This window comes from Spirillospora sp. NPDC000708 (assembly GCF_040299565.1).
Lineage (GTDB): Bacteria > Actinomycetota > Actinomycetes > Streptosporangiales > Streptosporangiaceae > Spirillospora.
Genome location: NZ_JBEPCJ010000023.1, coordinates 83619 through 102159, shown reverse-complemented (window position 1 = coordinate 102159; position 18541 = coordinate 83619). Strand labels below are relative to the sequence as shown.

At 74.8% G+C, this 18541-nt stretch carries 18 protein-coding genes; 9 read left to right on the top strand and 9 right to left on the bottom strand.

Annotated features, from left to right (window positions below):
* From ABT299_RS18850 to ABT299_RS18840, 3 genes are all read left to right on the top strand, one after another.
* Positions 1-1239: a glycosyltransferase family 4 protein gene (locus ABT299_RS18850; protein ID WP_500251536.1), complete on the top strand. Its 1239-nt coding sequence runs from the start codon at positions 1-3 to the stop codon at positions 1237-1239.
* A 242-nt stretch (positions 1240-1481) separates the two neighbouring features.
* Positions 1482-2504: a TerC family protein gene (locus ABT299_RS18845; RefSeq protein ID WP_190866221.1), complete on the top strand. Its 1023-nt coding sequence runs from the start codon at positions 1482-1484 to the stop codon at positions 2502-2504.
* 92 nt (positions 2505-2596) lie between these two features.
* On the top strand, positions 2597-4804 hold the full coding sequence (locus ABT299_RS18840) for an acyl-CoA dehydrogenase family protein (RefSeq protein ID WP_500251535.1): 2208 nt from the start codon (positions 2597-2599) through the stop codon (positions 4802-4804).
* 165 nt (positions 4805-4969) lie between these two features.
* Here ABT299_RS18840 and ABT299_RS18835 read toward each other — a convergent pair whose 3' ends face one another.
* Positions 4970-5308, bottom strand: a complete 339-nt coding sequence (locus ABT299_RS18835) for a hypothetical protein (RefSeq protein ID WP_190866225.1) — start codon at positions 5306-5308, stop codon at positions 4970-4972.
* 140 nt (positions 5309-5448) lie between these two features.
* Here ABT299_RS18835 and ABT299_RS18830 point away from each other — a divergent pair, with 140 nt between their 5' ends.
* From ABT299_RS18830 to ABT299_RS18820, 3 genes are read left to right on the top strand one after another with little or no spacing between them, the layout of a single operon-like run.
* Complete coding sequence (locus ABT299_RS18830; RefSeq protein WP_387017718.1) at positions 5449-5892, top strand: hypothetical protein; 444 nt, start codon at positions 5449-5451, stop codon at positions 5890-5892.
* Positions 5889-6809 (top strand): AAA family ATPase, encoded by a 921-nt coding sequence (locus tag ABT299_RS18825; protein WP_190866227.1) that lies wholly within the window; start codon positions 5889-5891, stop codon positions 6807-6809. Before ABT299_RS18830 ends, ABT299_RS18825 begins: the two co-directional genes overlap by 4 nt.
* 4 nt (positions 6810-6813) lie before the next feature.
* Entirely contained in the window at positions 6814-8211 is a 1398-nt protein-coding gene (locus ABT299_RS18820) for a vWA domain-containing protein (RefSeq protein ID WP_387017721.1), read from the top strand.
* Between the two features lie 10 nt (positions 8212-8221).
* Here the strand turns inward: ABT299_RS18820 and ABT299_RS18815 are convergent, their stop codons facing one another.
* Positions 8222-9607 (bottom strand): MFS transporter, encoded by a 1386-nt coding sequence (locus tag ABT299_RS18815; protein WP_387017724.1) that lies wholly within the window; start codon positions 9605-9607, stop codon positions 8222-8224.
* Positions 9608-9700: 93 nt separating this feature from the next.
* On the opposite strand from ABT299_RS18815, the gene ABT299_RS18810 reads away from it, so the two are divergent.
* Entirely contained in the window at positions 9701-10198 is a 498-nt protein-coding gene (locus ABT299_RS18810; RefSeq protein WP_190866233.1) for a winged helix-turn-helix transcriptional regulator, read from the top strand.
* Between the two features lie 34 nt (positions 10199-10232).
* On the opposite strand, the gene ABT299_RS18805 is transcribed toward ABT299_RS18810, so the two are convergent.
* Both ABT299_RS18805 and ABT299_RS18800 read right to left on the bottom strand, forming a co-directional pair.
* Positions 10233-10799, bottom strand: coding sequence for a TetR/AcrR family transcriptional regulator (locus ABT299_RS18805; protein WP_433154051.1), 567 nt, complete (start codon positions 10797-10799; stop codon positions 10233-10235).
* Positions 10800-10868: 69 nt separating this feature from the next.
* Positions 10869-11207 (bottom strand): SPW repeat domain-containing protein, encoded by a 339-nt coding sequence (locus ABT299_RS18800; protein ID WP_387017728.1) that lies wholly within the window; start codon positions 11205-11207, stop codon positions 10869-10871.
* Positions 11208-11371: 164 nt separating this feature from the next.
* Here ABT299_RS18800 and ABT299_RS18795 point away from each other — a divergent pair, with 164 nt between their 5' ends.
* Positions 11372-12949 (top strand): adenylate/guanylate cyclase domain-containing protein, encoded by a 1578-nt coding sequence (locus ABT299_RS18795; protein ID WP_387017731.1) that lies wholly within the window; start codon positions 11372-11374, stop codon positions 12947-12949.
* Positions 12950-12952: 3 nt separating this feature from the next.
* Here the strand turns inward: ABT299_RS18795 and ABT299_RS18790 are convergent, their stop codons facing one another.
* From ABT299_RS18790 to ABT299_RS18780, 3 genes are all read right to left on the bottom strand, one after another.
* Positions 12953-13696: a hypothetical protein gene (locus ABT299_RS18790; protein WP_190866241.1), complete on the bottom strand. Its 744-nt coding sequence runs from the start codon at positions 13694-13696 to the stop codon at positions 12953-12955.
* 193 nt (positions 13697-13889) lie between these two features.
* On the bottom strand, positions 13890-14534 hold the full coding sequence (locus tag ABT299_RS18785) for an MBL fold metallo-hydrolase (RefSeq protein ID WP_387017734.1): 645 nt from the start codon (positions 14532-14534) through the stop codon (positions 13890-13892).
* Positions 14534-15619: an S-(hydroxymethyl)mycothiol dehydrogenase gene (locus tag ABT299_RS18780; protein WP_500251534.1), complete on the bottom strand. Its 1086-nt coding sequence runs from the start codon at positions 15617-15619 to the stop codon at positions 14534-14536. Before ABT299_RS18780 ends, ABT299_RS18785 begins: the two co-directional genes overlap by 1 nt.
* Positions 15620-15843: 224 nt before the next feature.
* Here ABT299_RS18780 and ABT299_RS18775 point away from each other — a divergent pair, with 224 nt between their 5' ends.
* A complete protein-coding gene (locus ABT299_RS18775; RefSeq protein ID WP_500251533.1) occupies positions 15844-17100 on the top strand; it encodes a hypothetical protein in 1257 nt (418 codons plus the stop codon).
* A 9-nt stretch (positions 17101-17109) separates the two neighbouring features.
* Here the strand turns inward: ABT299_RS18775 and ABT299_RS18770 are convergent, their stop codons facing one another.
* Together ABT299_RS18770 and ABT299_RS18765 are read right to left on the bottom strand one after the other, a co-directional pair.
* A complete protein-coding gene (locus ABT299_RS18770; protein WP_347257050.1) occupies positions 17110-17556 on the bottom strand; it encodes an ATP-binding protein in 447 nt (148 codons plus the stop codon).
* Positions 17557-17825: 269 nt separating this feature from the next.
* Positions 17826-18491 (bottom strand): MBL fold metallo-hydrolase, encoded by a 666-nt coding sequence (locus ABT299_RS18765; protein ID WP_190866249.1) that lies wholly within the window; start codon positions 18489-18491, stop codon positions 17826-17828.
* Between the last annotated feature and the right edge of the window lie 50 nt (positions 18492-18541).

Here is an 18541-nt window from a genome sequence, read left to right as displayed (position 1 = left end):
ATGTCCGAGAAGCCGGCCGGCTCCGGCGGGCCGGCGGCGCCCGCGGTCCCCGATCTGGACGGGCTGCGCGTCGCGCTCGTCCTCGGGACGGCCGCGGGCGGCGTCGGGCGGCACGTCCGGTCCGTCGCGGAGCGCCTGGCCGCGCGCGGCGCGCGGGTGGTGGTCTGCGGGCCGGCCGAGACCGAGCGGCTGTTCGGGTTCACCGAGGGCGGCGCCCGCTTCGAGGAGGTGGACGTCGCCGACCGGCCCCGCCCGGTGCGCGACGCCCGGGCGGTCGCGCGGCTGCGGAGGCTGCTGCGCGGCGCCGACGTCGTCCACGCGCACGGGCTGCGCGCCGGCGCCCTCGCCGTCGCGGCCTGCGCGCGCGTCGCGCCGGGCCCGCTGCGGTTCTCGCGCGGCGGGCCGCCGCTGGTCGTCACGCTGCACAACGCGGTCATCACCGGCGGCCGGACCGCCGCGATCTACGGGGCGCTGGAGCGGATCGTCGCGCGCGGCGCGGCGCTGGTCCTCGGCGTCTCGCCGGACCTGGAGGAGCGGATGCGCTCCCTCGGCGCCCGGTCGGTCGGGTACGCGCTGGTCCCGGCGCCCGTCCCGCGCGAGCATCCGGGCCCGGCCGTCCGCGCCGACGTGCGGGCGGAGCTGGGCGTGGGGGACCGGCCGCTGATCCTCGCCGTCGGCCGGCTCGCCGAGCAGAAGGGCCTGCCGACGCTGCTGGACGCCTCGCGCACCTGGACCGGCCGGACCCCGCCGCCGCTGGTCGCGATCGCCGGCGACGGCCCGCTGGAGGAGGAGCTGCGCGCCCGGATCGAGGCGGAGGACCTGCCCGTCCGGCTGCTGGGCCGCCGTGGCGACGTGCCGGCGCTGCTGGCCGCCGCGGACGTCGCGGTGGTGCCGAGCGTGTGGGAGGGGCAGCCGCTCATCGTGCAGGAGATCCTGCGGGCCGGGCGGCCGCTGGTCGCCGCCCGGGTCGGCGGGATCCCCCGGATGGTCGGCGCGGACGACCGGCCGGCCGGCGACGGGGCGCTGCTACAGGGGCCGGAGAGCGAGGCGGCGCTGCTGGTGCCGCCCGGGGACGCCGACGCGCTCGCCCGCGCCGTCCGGCGGATCCTGGACGACTCCGCGCTTGCGGTGCGGCTCGGCGCCGCCGCCGCGCAGCGCGCCGCGGAGCTCCCGGACGAGGCCGACGCCGTCGACCAGCTCGCCGCCGTCTACCTGGAGCTGAGCGCGGCGCGCCGCTGACCCGCCCGCGCCGGGCCTTAGATGCCGCACGGCGGGGCCGGGTTCGCGGGAATGCCGAGAAATGTGCGGGAGCCGGGAACCCTGGGGCGGCGTCCGGCGTCGAACAGGGCAAGTGGAGGGGAGTATCCCCGCGCACGGGTGTCGTCAGCACGGCCGGTCCGCACCGGCCCGGCGCCCGCGGCCCTCGCCCCGGGGGCGGGAGAGACCTCCGGCGCTCGACCACGTCCGCCGGAGGTTTCACGTTGTCCGTCGCACCCTGGGTGTGGATCCTGACGCTCGCCGGGATCCTCGCCGTCATCGCCGTCGACCTGCTGGTCATCCACCGCAACGACACGCGGGAGTTCACCACCCGCAGGGCCGCCTTCTGGTCGGTCGTCTACATCGGCCTCGCCGTGCTGTTCGGCCTCGGCGTCTGGCTGTTCTCCGGAGGGCAGCACGCCGCGCAGTACTTCGGCGGCTTCGTCACCGAGAAGAGCCTCAGCGTCGACAACCTCTTCGTGTTCATGGTGATCCTGACGCGGTTCGCGGTGCCCAAGCACGCGCAGCACACCGTCCTGATGGCGGGCATCGTCATCGCGCTGGTGCTGCGCGGCGCGTTCATCGCGGTCGGCGCGGCCGCGATCTCCACCTTCACCTGGGTCTTCTTCATCTTCGGCGCGTTCCTGCTGTGGACGGCCTACGGGCTCGTGCGCGGCGGTGACGACGACGAGTTCAAGGAGAACGCGGTCCTGCGCTGGGCCAAGCGCGTCATCCCGACGTCCGACGAGTACGACGGCTCGCGGTTCCTCACCCGGCGCGGGGGCCGCCGCATGGTCACCCCGCTGATGATCGTGATGATCGCGATCGGCTCCACCGACGTGCTGTTCGCGCTGGACTCCATCCCGGCGATCTTCGGGCTGACCACCGAGCCGTACCTGGTGTTCACCGCCAACGCGTTCGCGCTGATGGGCCTGGTCCAGCTGTACTTCCTGCTGGGCGGGCTGACCGACCGGCTGGTGTACCTCGGGCACGGGCTGGCGTTCATCCTCGGCTTCATCGGGGTCAAGCTGATCTTCCACGCGCTGCACGAGTACGGTGTCGCCTGGGCGCCGGACGTGCCGATCTGGCTGTCGCTCGCGGTGATCGCCGGCACGCTGGCGGCCACCACCGTCGCGAGCCTGACCGTCGGGGACCGCGCCCGCGGTGCCGCTGACCAGGGGCGGGACGAGCCCGCCGGGGAGGCCGGCGCGGGCGGCGAGCGGGCCTCGCGGACCTCCGGCCGGTGAGGCGGCCGGTGAGAGCGGAATCACTGCCCCACGTGACCCGAATCCTGTTCTAGAATCGCTGTCGACACGCGGTCTGAGAGAGGGTTCGACACATGGCCATCGGGCTGACCGAGGAGCACGAGGCGCTCGCCGATTCGGTGCGCGGCTTCGCCGAGCGCAACATCCCGGCGACGGCCGTCCGCGCCGCGCTGGACGCGGACGAGGAGACCCGGCCCGGGTTCTGGCCGGCCCTGGCCGAGCAGGGCCTGCTGGGCCTGCATCTGGACGAGGAGCACGGCGGGCAGGGCTACGGCCTGCTGGAGCTGGCCGTGGTGCTGGAGGAGCTGGGCCGGGCCGCGGCGCCCGGCCCGTTCCTGCCGACGGTGCTGGCGAGCTCGGTGATCGACGCGTCCAGCAACGCCAAGCTGCGCGCCGAGCTGCTGCCGGGGCTCGCGGACGGGTCGCGGACCGGCGCGGTCGCGCTGTCGGGGGGCCTGACCGGCACCCGCGACGGCGACGCGCTGACGGTGTCCGGCTCGGCGGCGACGGTGCTGGGCGCTCTGCTCGCCGACGTGGTCGTCCTGCCCGTCACCGTGAGCGGGTCCGGGGGCGACGAGGAGCAGTGGGGCGCGGTGGACGCCGCCGACCTGAAGATCACCGCGGTGGCGAGCCTGGACCGGGTCCGCCGGGTCGCCGCGGTCGAGGCCGGCGGCGTCGCCGTCGCCGCCGACCGGGTGCTGGACGGGGTGACCGGCGGCCGCGTCCGCGACCTGGCCGCGACGCTGTTCGGCGCCGAGGCCGCGGGCCTGGCCGGGTGGCTGGTGAACACCGCCGCCGAGTACGCCAAGGTGCGCGAGCAGTTCGGCCGCCCGATCGGGCAGTTCCAGGGCGTCAAGCACAAGGCCGCACGCGCGCTGATCGCGCTGGAGCAGGCCCGCGCCGCCGCGTGGGACGCCGCCCGCGCGCTGGACGAGGGCATCGAGGACGCCGGGTTCGCCGCCGCCGTCGCGGCGGTGATCGCGGCGGACGCGGGCGTGCAGACCGCCCGGGACGCGATCCAGATGCTCGGCGGCATCGGGTTCACCTGGGAGCACGACGCGCACATCTACCTGCGCCGCGCGCTGACGCTGCGGGCGCTGCTCGGCCCGGCCAAGGACTGGGCCGCCAAGGTCGCGGCGCTCGCGCTCGACGGCGGCCGCCGCGAGGTCGAGCTGGAGCTGGACGAGGGCGCGCAGCCGCTGCGCGAGCGGATCCGCGCCGAGGTCGCCGAGCTCGCGGCGATCGAGGACAAGGACGCCCTCAAGGTCAAGATGGGCGACGACGGCTGGACCGTCCCGCACTTCCCCAAGCCGTGGGGACGCGGCGCGGGCCCGGTCGAGCAGATCCTCATCCAGCAGGAGCTGAAGGCCGCCGGGGTCAAGGCGCCGAACCTGGTGATCGGCGCGTGGCTGGTGCCGTCGCTCGTCCGCTACGGCTCCGAGGAGCAGAAGGAGCGGTTCCTGCGGCCGACGCTGCGCGGCCAGATGGTGTGGTGCCAGCTGTTCTCCGAGCCGGGCGCCGGGTCGGACCTGGCGTCGCTGTCGATGAAGGCCGAGCGCGTCGAGGGCGGCTGGAAGCTGACCGGCCAGAAGATCTGGACGTCGGTGGCGCAGCACGCGCAGTGGGGCTTCTGCATCGCCCGCACGAACCCCGACGCGCCCAAGCACGACGGCATCACCTACTTCCTGGTCGACATGAAGTCGCCGGGCGTGGACGTGCGGCCGCTGCGGGAGCTGACCGGCGACGCGCTGTTCAACGAGGTGTTCCTCGACGGGGTGTTCGTCCCGGACGACTGCGTGGTCGGCGAGGTCGACAAGGGCTGGCAGGTCGCCCGCAACACGCTGTCCAACGAGCGGGTGTCGCTGTCGACCGGCGGCGGCCTCGGCATGGGCGTGCCCGAGCTGCTGAACTTCTTCAAGGGCCGGGAGCTGGACGCGGTCGCGGCCGCCGAGGTCGGCAAGCTGGTCGCGCAGGGCCAGTCGATCGACCTGCTGGGGCTGCGGACCACGCTGAAGCAGCTCAACGGCGTGGAGCCGGGCGCCGAGGCGAGCGTCCGCAAGCTGCTCGGCGTGCAGTTCAACCAGGACGTCGCCGACTACTGCTGGGCGGCGCAGGGCGAGGCGGCGGCCACCGAGACGCCGATGGCCGAGAGCGGGATCATCGCCCGGGCCATGCTGTTCAGCCGCGCGATGACGATCTACGGCGGCACCACCGAGGTGCAGCTGAACATCATCGGCGAGCGGCTCCTCGGCCTCCCCCGCGACCCCGAACCCGGCAAGTAGCGGGCGCCCAAGGACGTGGCCGGTACGGGCAGGCACGCGGAGCGAGTTCTGCGAGCGCAGCGGGCCTGCCCGGCGGTCGACAGGCTGTTTCGCCGCGGAGCGCCAGCGGAGCGGGGAAACGGTCTGTCGACCGTGACGGGGGTTCCAGGGGGTCGTCCCCCTGGGCTAACGCGGCCGGAAGTTGTAGGCGATGTTGATCAGGACGATCGCCGACCAGGCCAGGAACAGGCCGACCCCGCCGGCGTTCACGACCGCGATGGCGCTGAGCGGGATGGCGGCGAGCATCGACAGCACCGCCAGCAGCAGGCTGTGGTCGCCGTCCCCGGACGGGCGGGGCACGCGGGGGCGGCGGCGCGGGGCCGGGGCGGCGGGACGCGCGTCGAGGGCCTCCTCGATGCGGTCCACGACCGTCTCGATGAAGGCCGCGTCGTAGTCGGGGCCCAGCTCGCGCCGGGCCGCCAGCGCCGCCGCGAGGTCCTCGCGAGGCAGTCGTCGGGTCGTCATGGTTCGGTTATAGGCGCGCCGGGGCCGGTGCCGCCTCACTCCGCGGTGCCAACCGCGGCGTACCCCGCAGGGATGAGCGGGGGGACGGCTCCGGGCGCCGATAAACTGCCGCTTTCGTCCGATAATCGCCGGAGGTTTCCGTGACCGTGCGGGCACGCTCGACCGTCCTGGCCGCGTGCGCGGCCGCCACCGCGCTCGTCCTGGCCGGATGCGGCGGCGGGACGAAGGAGGACGGCGCCGGGGAGAGCGCGTCCCCCGGCGCGGCGCCCGCCGCGCTCGGGCCGATCCCCGCGATCAAGCCCGCGGACGTCAAGCCGCTCGTCGGCCGCTGGGTCGGCACCGCCAAGGACTACTTCCAGTTCACGGCGGACGGCAGCGGCGTGTGGGTGAAGGGCGGGCAGAGGCTCTGGAGCGGGACGGCGATCCCCGAGGGCGGCGGGAAGTACCGCTTCTCCTGGCAGGGCGGCGACCCGAAGACCGCGTCCTACTGGGGGGTGTCCCTGTCGGAGAAGAACACCAAGCTGGTGTTCGCGGGAACGAACCAGACGTACACCAAGGCAGTCGCACACAAGGGCAAGGGATGACCGACACCACCGAGAACGCCGGGGACGCGGGGAACGCCGGAGCCGCGGCGAGCGACGGCGCGTTCGCCTCGCCCGCCGACGTCGAACGCAGGCTGGCCGGCGTCCGCTACCTCGCCGACGAGGCGATCGCCACCACCGTGTTCCTCGCGCAGGCGCTCGGCAAGCCGCTGCTCGTCGAGGGCCCCGCCGGGGTCGGCAAGACGGAGCTGGCCAAGGCCGTGGCGGCGGCCACGCGGGCGGAGCTGATCCGGCTCCAGTGCTACGAGGGTCTGGACGAGGCCCGCGCGCTGTACGAGTTCAACTACAAGAAGCAGCTCCTCGCCATCCAGGCCGCCCCGGCGGACCGGGCCTGGCAGGAGACCCACGACGACATCTTCTCCGAGGAGTTCCTGCTGGAGCGGCCGCTGCTCGCGGCGATCCGGCGCGCGGAGCCGACCGTCCTGCTGATCGACGAGGCCGACAAGGCGGACGTCGAGGTCGAGGGCATGCTGCTGGAGGTCCTGTCGGACTTCCAGGTCACCATCCCCGAGCTCGGCACGGTCAGCGCGGTGCGCCGGCCGTTCGTGCTGATCACCTCGAACGCGGCGCGGGAGCTGTCGGAGGCGCTCAAGCGCCGCTGCCTCTACCTGCACCTGGACTACCCGGCGCCGGAACGGGAACGCGACATCGTCCTCGCGCAGGTGCCCGGCATCGAGGCGGAGCTGGCCGAGCAGCTCGTCCGGACGGTCGGGACGCTGCGCGCGCTGGAGGTCAAGAAGGCGCCGTCGATCGCCGAGACCGTCGACTGGGCCCGCACGCTGCTCGCGCTCGGCCTCGACGAGCTGGACGAGGCGGCCGTCGCCCGCACCCTCGGCGTCGTCCTCAAGCACGCGTCCGACCAGGAGCGCGCCGCCAAGGAACTGGGCCTGAGGGGCTGATCGGATGGCCTCGCTCGTCGACCGGCACACCGGGTTCGTCGCCGCGCTGCGGGAGGCCGGGCTGCCGGTGTCGGTCGCCGAGGGCCTGGACGCGGTCCGCGCGATGCAGGCCGTCGACCTGCTCGACCGGGGCGCGCTGCGGGCCGCGTACGCCGCCACGGTGGTGAAGCGGCCCCAGCACCGTCCGACCTTCGACACGCTGTTCGACCTGTGGTTCCCGGCCGCGGTCGGGGACGGCGCCGGAGCCGTGCGCGAGGAGGACCGGCCCGTCCGGACGCTCGGCGCGGACGGCAACCCCGTCCCGCCCGCCCTGGACCCGGAGGTGCAGCGCCGCCGCGGGGAGCTGATGGAGCTGTTCCTGTCCGGCGACGACGCGGCGCTGCGGCAGTTCGCCCGGACGGCCGTCGCCGAGTACGGGCGGACGCCGGGCCAGGAGTCGTGGTTCTCCTCGGGCGTGCTGCGGGCGCTGTCGCCCGAGACATTGATGGCCGGGCTGCTCAACGCCGTCCTGAACGGTCAGGAGCGCGGCGGGATGGCCGAGCGCGTCGCGCGCCGCACGTTCCGCGACCGGATCGGCCGGTTCGAGGAGCTCGTCGCGAGCGAGGTGCGCCGCCGCATCGCCGAGGACACCGGCGTCGAGCGGACCGCGCGCCTCGCCGTCCGGCCGCCGCTGGAGCGCCTCGACTTCTCCAGCGCCAACCGCGCCGACCTCGCCGCGCTGCGCCGCGAGGTGTACCCGCTGGCGCGCAAGCTCGCGTCCAGGCTCGTCCAGAAGCAGCGGCACGGCAAGCGCGGCCGCCTCGACTTCCGGCGGACGGTCCGGGCGTCGCTGGCCAGCGGGGGAGTGCCGCTGACGACGCACTACCGGCCGCGCCGCCCGCACAAGCCGGAGCTGGTCGTGCTGTGCGACGCCAGCGACTCGGTGTCGGCGTTCGCGCACTTCACGCTGCTGCTGACGTTCGCGCTGCGGGAGCAGTTCAGCAAGGTCCGCGCGTTCGCGTTCATCGACGCGACCGACGAGATCACCAAGTACTTCGCGCCGGGCGCGGACGTCACCGACGCGATGACGCGCATGGCCGCCGAGGCCGACCTCGTCTGGATCACCGGCCGGTCCAACTACGGCCACGCCATCAAGGTGTTCGACGACAGGTACCGCGACGCGATCACGCCGAAGACGTCGCTGCTCATCCTGGGCGACGCCCGCTCCAACTACGGCGAGCTGTCGCTGCCGATCCTGCGGTCCATGGTCGACCGGGCGCGGCACGCCTACTGGCTGAACCCCGAGCCGCGGCGGCTGTGGGACACCGGCGACTCCGCCGCGTCCCGCTACGGCGACCTCGTTCCGATGTTCGAGTGCCGCAACCTCACCCAGCTCGCCGCCTTCATCGAGGAGCTCGCCTGACCGGCCGCGCTCACCCGTGCTCGCGGATGGCGACGGCCAGGGCCGCGCCGGCGAGGGCGACGACGGCGGAGACGAGCATCGCGACGTCGGTGCCGTGCGCGAGCGCGGACGGGCCGTCGCCGGACCCGGTCGCGATCGCGCCGACGACCGCCACCCCGATGGACGCGCCGACGTAGCGGGCGGTGTTGTTCGCGCCGGAGCCCATGCTCGCCCGGTCGGCGGGCACGCTCTCCACGGCCAGCCGCGCGAGCATCGCGTTGGCCAGCCCGCTCCCGACCCCGGACACGACCAGGCCGGGGACGAGCCGCCACCAGTGCGCGTCCGGTGCGAGCCCGAGCATCGCGAACTCGCCGGCCGCGCTGAGCGCTAGCCCGGCGGCGAGCAGCCGCCCCGCGGGCAGCCGGGACGGCAGCCGGCGGGCCTGCAGCGCGGCGACGAACGACAGCCCGGACCAGATGGCCAGCACCAGCGCCGACACGACCGGCGACAGGCCCAGCACCAGTGTCATCACGGTCGCCAGGTAGCTCATGATCCCGATGACGGCGAGGCCGGTGACCAGCGCGCCGGACACCGACAGCAGGAACGCGGGCCGCCGGAACAGGCCGAGGTCGAGCATCGGCTCGGCGCGCCGCGCCTCCACGACGGTGAACGCCGCCAGCAGCACCGCCGCGGCGCCGAGCAGCGCCAGCACGCCCGGACGCGTCCAGCCGGCCCGCCCCCACGTGATCGCGGCGACCAGCGCCGCCACGCCGAGGCTCATGGTGACCAGCCCCGGCAGGTCCAGGCCGCGCGGCCGGTCGGCCCGCGACTCGCCGAGCGTCCGCACCGCGACCGCGCCGAGCGCCGCCGACGCGACGGCCGCGACCCAGTACCAGGCCCGCCAGCCGGCCGCCGAGGCGAGGCCCGCCGACGCGACCGGCCCGAGCGCGATGCCGAGGCCGAGCATCGCGCCCCACACCCCGGTGGCGTGGGCGCGGCGCGGGCCCGGCGGGAACGCCGCCGCGATGATCCCGAGACCGGTGGCCAGCAGCGCGGCGCTCGCCGCGCCCTGCACGATCCGTCCGGCGACGAAGACCCCGGTCGTCGGCGCGACGGCGCAGGCGACGCTGGACGCGGCGAGCGCGGCGGCGCCGATGGCGAACACGCGCCGCCGGCCGTGGTCGTCGGCGAGGCTCCCGGTCGCCAGCAGCGCCGCCGCCAGGCCCAGGCTGATCGACGACATCAGCCAGATCCGGGCCGTCGGCCCCGCCCCCAGCCCGTGCGCGGTCTCGGTGAGCGCGGCCATCGGCGCGGTGTAGTTCATGAGCGCCAGCAGCGTCGCGGCGGCCGGCAGCGCCAGCGCGGCGGCGGTGCCCGCCGCGTGCCGCCCGGCGCGCGGTGTCGCCAGAGTCGTCATCGGAGCCCCCATCGGTTCAGTCAATGAACTCAGTGGGGAGACCGTAGCATGTCAGGTTCGTTCATTGAACCGATGGGGCGGTACTGTAAGGCCATGGCACTCGGCAAGGACTACGCGGCCCAGGACTGCTCGCTGGCCCGCGCGCTGGAGGTCGTCGGCGAGCGGTGGACGCTGCTGATCGTCCGGGACGCCTTCTACGGCGTCCGCAGGTTCAGCGACTTCCTCGCCCATCTGGACGTCCCGCGCGCCGTGCTGTCCGCCCGCCTCCAGGCGCTCGTCGAGTCCGGCGTGCTGGCCAAGGACGGCCACGACTATGTGCTGACGGACATGGGCAAGGAGCTGTGGCCGGTCGTCCACACGCTCGCCCGGTGGGGCGAGGAGCACCTGTCCGCCGAGCCGTGCCGGCTGTTCGTCCACGCCGGCTGCGGCGGCCGGGTCGGCACCGACGGCGTCTGCCCCGCCTGCGGCCGCCCGGTTGCGCTGGAGGACATGGAGATCCACGCCGGCCCCGGCGCGCGCCACCGCGACGACCCCGTCAGCCGCCTCCTCCGCACCCCCCACCGCCTCCTGGAGCCGCTGAGGCCGGCCTGACCGCGCGGCGAGCCCCCTGACGCCGAGAGCGCTGCTAGAAGGCCCGCGTGAGGAGGTCCGCGACGGCTTCGGGGTCGAGGTGCTGGCCGGTGAGGCCGGCGAGGTTCTCCTGGTAGATCAGCACGGCGGCGAAGGTGGCGGCGGCGGCCTCCAGGCGGGCCTGGTCGCCGCGGGCGCCGGGCAGCGCGATCTCCAGAGCGCGGCGGGCGCGCAGGAACAGCACCCGGTTGAGGTGTCCCAGCCGGTCGCGGACGGAGCGGTGCGTGTCGGCCTCGCGGAACAGGATGCGGCGCATCGCGGGCGAGGCGTGCAGCGGGAGCCGCCCGGCCAGCCGCGACAGGGTCCCGGCCGGGTCGCCGGGGACGGCCTCGGCGGGCTCGTCCGCCGGGTCCTCCACGAAGGTCCGCTCGTCGACCAGCGCGACGAGCACGTCGATCTTCTGCGGGAAGTAGTGGAAGACCAGCCCCTTGGGCACCTGGGCGCGGCTCGCTATGCGCGCCGTCGAGCTGGCCTCGTAGCCGCGGTCGGCGAACAGCGCCTCCGCCGCGTCCAGGATGCGGGTGCGCGAGTCCGCCGCCGCGCCGGTCCGCCGCACGCCCATCGGCACCGCCCCCCGCAGGCCCGTGCGGCCCCGGGGCGCGGTGCGCCCGAGGCCGTCGCGGGATCTCGATCAGGCCGCGGCGGGCTTGCCGCCGTGCGCCTGGGTGGCTCCCCACAGGCCGACGATAGCCGCCGCGCCGCCCGCGATCCATGCCGTCCACGCGGAGGCGTGCGCGCCGGTGAAGCCGAACGCCCACGGCGCCACGAAGATCAGCAGCGCGAACGCCGTCGCCGCCCACGACGGGACGCCCTGGCCGCCGAGCAGCGCCCACAGGCCGGCCGTCATCAGCAGCGCGCCGAGCACCATGAGCGGCTGCTCGCCCGCGTTGTCCCCCCACAGCTCGGGGGCCACCAGGACGACGAGGCCGGCCACGAAGGCCACCCCGTCCTGCCATGCGAACCTGTCCATCCGTCGCTCCTCCGGGACGATCACCTTTGGACCTCTTTGTCCACTTCAGTGATTCCTGATTGACCGACCGGTCAACCTTCCGCCGCGGAGCCGGTGGTACGTCCCCGGGGTAATGCCGGCGGGACGGGGAGTGAGGTGCCCGGCAGCGGATACCCTGCACGCTCATGGAGACCGAACCGCCCGGATCCGCCCCGCGGGCCGGGCGCCCCCTGCTCGGCCCCCTGTGGCGGCTGATCGACGGCCGGCCGGACGACTCCCGCGCCGCCATCGCGCGCCGCGCCAGGATCCTGGTGACGATCGCGACCGGCCTGGCGAACCTGGGCGGCGCGCTGGTCGTGCTGGTGTTCGCGGTCGTGGTGCCCGATCCGGTGGGCCGCGTCTCCGACCGGCTCCAGACGATCAACCTCGCGGTGTTCACGGCCTACGTCGTCGCGGCGGTGCCCGCCGGGCTCGTCCTCGGCGAGCGGTTCTTCCGGCGCGTCCGGCGGCTGGTGGAGCGGCACGACGAGCCGGACCGGCACGAGCGGTCGCTGCTGCTGTACGGGCCGCTGCGGCTGATGGCGCTGCACCTGACGCTGTGGGGGATCGGCACGGTCGGCTGGGTGGTGATCAACGCGCCGTTCTCCACGCTGCTGGCCGTCAAGCTGGGCCTCACCAGCCTGCTCGGCGGCCTGACCACCTGCACCATCGTCTACCTGCTGACGGAGCGGCTGCTGCGGCGCGCGGTGACGACGGCGCTGCGCAGCGAGATGCCGCGCCGCACGGGGCTGCCGGGTGTGGTGGCGCGCTCGGTGCTGGCGTGGGGGCTCGGCACGGCGGTGCCGATCCTCGGGCTGATCACCCTCGCCGTCGGCTCGTTCGTGATCGCGAAGATCACCGTGCGGGACTTCGCGCTGGCGGTCCTCGCGCTCGGCGGCACCGCGCTGGTCATCGGCCTCGCCGTCACCTACGGCGCGGCGCGCGCGATCGCCGACCCGGTCGAGTCGGTGCGGCTGGGGCTGGCCCGGGTGGAGCGCGGCGACCTGGACGTGGAGGTGCCCGTCTACGACGCCAGCGAGGTCGGGCTGCTGCAGGCCGGGTTCAACCACATGGCGGCGGGGCTGCGCGAGCACGCCCGGCTCCAGGACCTGTTCGGCCGGCAGGTCGGCGAGGACGTGGCGCGCGTCGCGCTCGAGCGCGGCATCGACCTCGGCGGCGAGACCCGCGAGGTCGCGGTGCTCTTCGTGGACATCGCCGGCTCCACCCGGCTCGCCGCCGACCGGCCGCCCGCCGAGGTCGTCGGGCTGCTGAACGCGTTCTTCGCGGTGGTGGTGAAGGTGGTCGGCGCGCACGGCGGCTGGATCAACAAGTTCGAGGGGGACGCCGCGCTCGCGGTGTTCGGCGCCCCGCTGGCCCTCGACGGCATGCACGGCCGCGCCCTGGCCGCCGCCCGGGAGCTGGCCCGCCGCCTTCGCGAGGAGGTGCCGGAGCTGCGCGCGGGGGTCGGGGTGTCGGCGGGCGAGGCCGTCGCGGGGCACATCGGCGCCGAGGAGCGGTTCGAGTACACGGTGATCGGCGACCCGGTGAACGAGGCGGCCCGGCTGACCGACCTCGCCAAGTCGACCGAGGCGCGCGTCCTCGCGTCCGGCTCCCTGGTCGCCGCGGCGGATCCCGAGGAGGCGGCGCAGTGGGAGCTCGGCGAGGAGGTCACCCTCCGGGGCCGCACCCGGGCGACGCGGCTCGCCTCGCCGCGTCCAGCCTAGGGCTCAGGACGGGCCGAGGGTGGCGCCGCTCAGCGTCGTGTAGAACGGCGAGTCGGCGAAGCCGGGGCCGGTCTCCTCGCCGATGTACACGTCGGCGTGGTTCTCGCCGCCGTAGCCGGGGCGGAACAGGTCGGTGACCGTCCAGCGCGCCTTCCGGAACGCCGCGCACACCGCCGCCTCGATGCGGTGCCCGCTGCCGTCCCTGCCGCAGTCGACGATCGCGAACCGCTGCCCGCGCGCGAGCACCGACCTGTCGGCGGCGGCGGACGACCACGGCCGCAGCGGGCGGCCGGCGGAGTCGCGGGTCGTGTCGTCCAGCCAGTAGCCGACGCTGTGCGACCAGTTGAGGTACCGGCCGCGCCGCGGTCCCGACGTGATCCGCCCGCTGCCCTCCTCCTGGATCACCGCGAGGAAGTCCTCCGGGTAGGAGCCGAGCGGCGTCCTGCCGTGCGAGCAGTGCAGCTCGGGGCAGCCTTTGACGGCCTTGGGGCGTCCCTTGTGGAGGCTCTCGACGGCCGTGTAGTAGGTGGTGATCCGCCACGCGCCGGGCCTGCCGAGCGGTGCCACCCGGTCGGCCTCCGGCGACACGTCCGGCGAGGCGGCGGGGGAAGTGGCGGGAGAGGACGCGCCGGTCGCGGTGGGCGGCGGAACGTCCAGCGCGCCCGTGGAGCTCCCGGACGCCCGGCCGCACCCGGCCAGGGCACCGCACAGCGCCAGCGCGGCGGCGAGCGATGCCCTCGGCCGCATCAGCGCCCCCTCACCTCCGGTCCGCGCGCGTGCGCTCCGGCTCGTCCGCCACGGGCGACGATATCCCGGACGCGGCGGCCGGGCGGCCCGGGAGCGAGAATCCGGCCAGGAGCAGCACGGACGCTGCGGCGACGCGGAAGGCGGCGACCCCCGGCATCCGGGGATCGCCGCCCGTACCGCAGGCGGGCCTGGATCAGTGGCCCCGCGCGATCCATTCGTCGAGGTGCGGCGCCTCGCCGCCGATGGTGGTGGAGTCGCCGTGGCCGGTCCGCACGACCGTCTCCGGCGGGAGCGTGAGCAGCCGCTCCCGGATCGAGTCGATGATCGTCGGGAAGTCGGAGAAGGACCGGCCGGTCGCGCCCGGCCCGCCGCTGAACAGCGTGTCGCCGGAGAACACGGTGCCGAGGTCCGGGGCGTGCAGGCAGACCGCGCCGGGGCTGTGCCCGGGCGTGTGCAGGACCGTCAGGCCGGTGCCCGCGACCGTGATGACCTGCCCGTCGGACAGCTCGCCGTCGGGGCTCTTGTCCGGGTGCTTCTGCTTCCAGAGCATCAGGTCGGCCGGGTGCAGCAGGACGGGCGCGCCGGTGCGGGCGGAGAGGGCGGGAGCCGCGTCGATGTGGTCGTCGTGGCCGTGCGTGGACACGATCGCCACCAGCCGCCGGTCGCCGACCGCCGCCGCGATCGCGTCGGCGTCGTGCGCGGCGTCGATGACGATCGCCTCGCTGTCGTCGCCGACGATCCAGACGTTGTTGTCGACCTCCCATGTCCCGCCGTCCAGGGAGAACGTCCCGGACGTCACGACGTGATCGATGCGCGCCCGTGGCGAAGCGGGGGCCATCAGAGGATCACCACCGAGCGCAGCACGTCGCCGTGGTGCATCTTCTCGAACGCCGCCTCGACGCCGTCCAGCGCGATCGTCTCGGAGACGAACGCGTCCAGGTCGAGGCGGCCCTGCAGGTACAGGTCGATGAGCATGGGGAAGTCGCGGGACGGCAGGCAGTCGCCGTACCAGGACGACTTCAGCGACCCGCCGCGGCCGAACACGTCGAGCAGCGGCAGTTCCAGCTTCATCTCCGGCGTCGGCACGCCCACCAGCACGACGGTTCCGGCCAGGTCGCGGGCGTAGAAGGCCTGCTTGTAGGTCTCCGGGCGGCCGACCGCGTCGATGACGACGTCCGCGCCGAACCCGCCGGTCAGCTCCTGCACGGCCTCGACGACGTCGGTGCCCTTGGCGTGGACGGTGTGGGTCGCCCCGAGCGAGGACGCGGTGGCGAGCTTGCGCTCGTCCAGGTCGATCGCGATGATCTTCGCCGCGCCGGCCAGCCGCGCGCCGAGCACCGCCGCCGCGCCGACGCCGCCGCACCCGATGACCGCGACCGAGTCGCCGCGCCCCACGTTCCCGGTGTTGATCGCCGCGCCGAGGCCCGCCATCACTCCGCAGCCCAGCAGCCCCGCGACCTCCGCCTTGGCGGCCGGGTCGACCTTGGTGCACTGCCCCGCGGCCACCAGCGTCTTGTCGGCGAATGCGCCGATGCCGAGCGCGGGCGACAGTTCCGTCCCGTCCTCAAGGGTCATCTTCTGGGCGGCGTTATGGGTGTTGAAGCAGTACCACGGGCGGCCCCGCAGACACGCCCGGCACTGCCCGCACACCGCGCGCCAGTTCAGGATGACGAAGTCGCCGGGCGCCACCTCGGTGACGCCCTCGCCGACCGACTCCACCACGCCCGCGGCCTCATGCCCCAGCAGGAACGGGAACTCGTCGTTGATGCCGCCCTCGCGGTAGTGCAGGTCGGTGTGGCACACCCCGCACGCCTGCACCTGGACGACCGCCTCGCCCGGACCCGGGTCGGGAACGGTGATCGTCTCGATCCGCACCGGCTCGCCCCGTCCGGGTGCGACGACCCCGCGTACCTGCTGCGCCATACTGCCGCCTCTCGTCGTGTTCGGTCCTTGCTCCGACCCTATAGACCCCGGCCACGGCCTCTCCGCGGGTCTTCTGCCGGACGGAAGTTCCGGGCACCCCCGCCGGAGGGAGGCCGCCGCCCCCGGAGGTACCGGATGGAAGATCACCACTCGGCGCGATGCCCGTCCGGGCGCCCGCGCCGGAGGCTGGTGCCGCTCGTTCCCCCAGCTGAAAGAGGACCGCCATGACCCGCCGTTTGAGGATCGCCGCCGCGGGCGCCGCCGGTGCCGCGATCATCGCCGCCGGCGCCGTGCCCGCCCTGGCCGGGGAGGGGACGAAGGACCGCCCGGCCGTGACGCACGGGCAGGCCGCCGCGCGCGGGCAGCTGATCTCCGCGCGCTACCTCGGCACCAGGTCCGCGGACGAGGTGCGCGCTTGGCTGGCGACGGAGGGCTTCGACGCCTCGTCCGTCCGCTACGGCGTGGACTCCTACCGCCTCATCTACCGGACGGTCGACGCGCGCGGCCGCGCGACCGTCGCCAGCGGCCTGTTCGTGCTCCCGCGCAACGGCGAGCGGAAGCTGCGCACGGTCTCCTACACGCACGGCACCACCAGCTACATCGGCGACGCGCCGTCGATGGCGCAGGACGTGTGGGGACCCGGGCCGGCCGTCACCTACGGCGCCGCCGGGTTCGCCGCCGCCGCGCCCGACTACCTCGGCCTCGGTGAGGGACCGGGCGTCCACCCGTGGAAGGACGTGCCGACCGAGACGTCCGCGTCGCTGGACATGCTCCGCGCCGCCCGGCAGTTCACCTCGCGCGAGCACCGGGAACTGGACGGGCGGGTCTTCGTCACCGGGTTCTCGCAGGGCGCCTCGTCCGCGCTCGGCCTCGCCCGGGCCCTCCAGGACGGCGCCGACCCGCACTTCCGGCTCCGCGCCGTCGCCCCGATCAGCGGCGGGTACGACTTCGGCGGTGTCGAACTGCCCGCCCTCTTGGACGGGCGGGTCGATCCGAAGACGTCCGTCGCGTACCTCTCCTACCTGCTCACCTCGTGGAACCGCATCCACGGGGGCATCTACGGGAAGCCGTCCGACGTCTTCAAGGAGCCGTACGCGAGCCGCGTCGAGAAGTACTTCGACGGCACCACGCCCGGCCAGGTCATGCTGAAGGGACTGCCGGGCACCCTCGGCGAGCTGCTCACGCCGCGCGGCTTCGAGGTGCTGCGCCACCCGTCCGGGACGTTCGCCGAGGCCCTGCGGGTGGACGGCGAGGTCTGCACGGCGTGGACCCCGCGCGTCCCGGTCCGGCTCTACAAGATCACCAACGACGACCAGGCGGTGACCGCGAACACCGACCACTGCGCCGCCGCGTTCCGCGCCCGGGGCGCCGACGTGCCGGTCGTCGACGTCGGCGACGAGGTCTACGGCGGCTCCCGGCACCTCGGGTCGAACATCGCGGGCACCGCCCTCGCCGTCCGCTGGTTCAGCGGGCTCCGCTGAGCGGCGCGCTCAGCCGAACCGGATCGCCCGGAGCCGGTCGGCGGCCTCCCGGTCCAGCACGGTCACCCCGGCCGCGGGCGGGAGGGCGCCGCCGCGGGCCCGCTCGATGAGCGGCACCCAGCGCCGGCAGTGCCGCGCGAACGTGGCGCCGGTGACGGCGCGCCCGCGCGCGAACTGCCCGGCCCGCGCCGTGGCCGGGTCGACGTCGATGAGGATCAGGTGCAGCCGGCCGCCCCGGCGGCGCGCCAGCCAGGCGAAGCAGTACAGGATGTGCGGCCAGGTGCCGCGCGTGTGGGCGACGACCCCGTGGCCGGCCAGCACCGCCCGCCCGATCCGCCACACGTGGGTGACGTGGACGAGCGGGGTGCGCAGCCGCACCGGCAGCGGGCGCAGGAAGCGCGCCCACCAGTTGCGGGACTGCCGCGAGTCGATGATCCGGACGTCGCCGGCGGGCACCGGCGCGGTCTCCTCCCCCGTCAGCCCGTACAGCCGGTTCAGCAGGGTGCTCTTGCCCGCCCCCGGGAGCCCGGCGAGCAGTACCAGCGAGCCCCGCGGGTAGCGCAGGGCGGAGCCCGGTTCCGTGTCGTCGATGATGCGCTCCTGGTCTCGGCCCCCGGATCGGTGCGGATGTGGTCGTCAGAACGAACACCCCGCACCACTGGTTCCGGCGGCCGGCGCACCGGGGCGCGCCGCGCGCGTCCCGGCGGACCTTCAGGAGGGCGCGGTCACCAGCCGCGCGAGCGCCACTCGGGCAGCGACGGGCGCTCCCGGCCGAGCGTGGAGTCCTTGCCGTGGCCCGGGTAGAACCAGGTGGCGTCCGGGAGCCGGTCGAAGACCCGCTCCTCGACGTCCGCGAACAGCTGCTTGAACAGCGTCGGGTCGCCCCAGGTGTTGCCGACGCCGCCCGGGAACAGGCTGTCGCCGGTGAACAGGTGCGGGCGGTCGGCCAGCTCGCCGCCCGCGTCGTACAGCAGCGCGATCGAGCCGGGCGTGTGGCCGCGCAGGTGGATGACCTCCAGCGCCGCCCGCCCGACGCGGACGGTGCCGCCGTTCTCGACCGGCTCGGAGACCGGCTCGGGCAGCGCCTCCGCGTCGTGCGGGTGCGCGACGACCGGCGCGCCCGTGGCCCGCACGACCTCGCTCAGCGCCGTCCAGTGGTCCTCGTGGCGGTGGGTGGTGACGATCCGCGCGAGCGGCCCGTCGCCGATCAGCTCCAGCAGCCGCGGCGCCTCGTTGGCCGCGTCGATGAGCAGCTGCTCGCCGGTCGCGGTGCAGCGCAGGATGTAGGCGTTGTTGTCGTACGGCCCGACCGCCACCTTGGTGACCGTCAGGCCCGGTAGCTCCCGGACGTCGGGGCGGCCGCCCGCCTCGACGTTCCCCGTGTAGGTCATGGGCGAGATTCTCCCATCGGCAGTACGCGCCGTCGGTGGTGCGCCCCGGG